2 protein-coding genes are annotated in these 1,118 nt (G+C 39.8%); one reads left to right on the top strand and one right to left on the bottom strand.

The features are described from left to right. The first annotated feature begins 332 nt into the window (after positions 1 to 332). Positions 333 to 647: a cellulose binding domain-containing protein gene (locus tag BV372_RS34925; protein WP_256973651.1), complete on the top strand. Its 315-nt coding sequence runs from the start codon at positions 333 to 335 to the stop codon at positions 645 to 647. Between the two features lie 222 nt (positions 648 to 869). Here the strand turns inward: BV372_RS34925 and BV372_RS34920 are convergent. Beyond that, positions 870 to 1,118 (bottom strand): hypothetical protein (locus tag BV372_RS34920; protein WP_143845528.1); only part of this gene is annotated, 249 nt, incomplete at its 5' end.

Below are 1,118 nucleotides of genomic sequence, written 5' to 3'. Positions count from 1 at the left end.
ACAGCTTATGCCCTGAGAGCTTTTTTTACTTAACTTCCAACTTTTCAAACATCCTCTTAGTCAAATTACGAGACCGTTCTTTTTTACCATTAAACTGTACCCTACAGATAGCCGCTTAATAACTGTACAGTTCATTCTCAATAAGCACACACATTTTTCCAGGGGTTTGTGCCTCCCAAACCTTTAGCTTGCAGGGTTTAGAGGCGATTGTCGCCCCTTGAAGGATAAGGCTTTTGTATCTTCTAACTCTAGCCGTAAACCTGTAACCCCTAGTTCTGTTGCAACTCCAGAGAAAAAGTGTCCATCCCAGTTCCTCCATCCGAGCAACTCCTTTGTCTACACCTCTACTACAAGTAACTACTGACATTTATTCCACTTGGAAAACAGGAGTTTGTACCAAGCTAAAAATTACCAATCCAGGCAATACCAAGGTTAACAACTGGCAACTGACATTTCATCTTAATCAAGCTAGAATCAACAATTCTTGGAATGCTAATTTTCAACAGCAAGGAACAACACAATATCTTGTGACTCCTTTGGATTGGGGAAGAGTAATTGAGCCACATCAATCGCGGGATATTGGTTTTTGCGCTAATAAACTGGGTTCAGATTACCAGGTGCGGCAGATAAAAGTAAAAATTCAATAATAAAAAAGGCAAAAGAAAATTTTCTTTTGCCTTGATTAACTTTCACCGAAACATTGTTTAGCAAGGAAGTAGCAAGAGCTTTAACTTAGTACATATATCTAAGGTCTCAAGAGTTAGATATGGAGAGAAAGAAACTTCTTCCTTACTCAATCCCTTAGCTTTACTTTTGGGATTTTATTCCGCTCTTACTACTCTGTACTCGTTACTAATTAACGTTTACGGTTATTCTTCGTAATCGTCTTCGTCGTCTTCCTCGTAGTCATCCTCTTCATCTTCTTCTACAAGGTCAGTAACTTCATCAGCAATCAAGTCATCGTCATCCAAAATAGACCGTTCTGCACGTCTACTACCAAATGTAGGTTCAACAAGAGAAGGAGAATCTAAATTGTAGGTGCGAGCTGTGCGGTCATCTAGCACCATATCTAACGGATCATCGACTTCATCTAAGACGCTGGTACTTTCGAGCGCAGC

The organism is Nostoc sp. T09, assembly GCF_002154695.1.
Classification (GTDB): domain Bacteria; phylum Cyanobacteriota; class Cyanobacteriia; order Cyanobacteriales; family Nostocaceae; genus Aulosira.
Note: the sequence above shows the minus strand (reverse complement) of the source record. Positions and strands in the feature narration are given on the sequence as shown.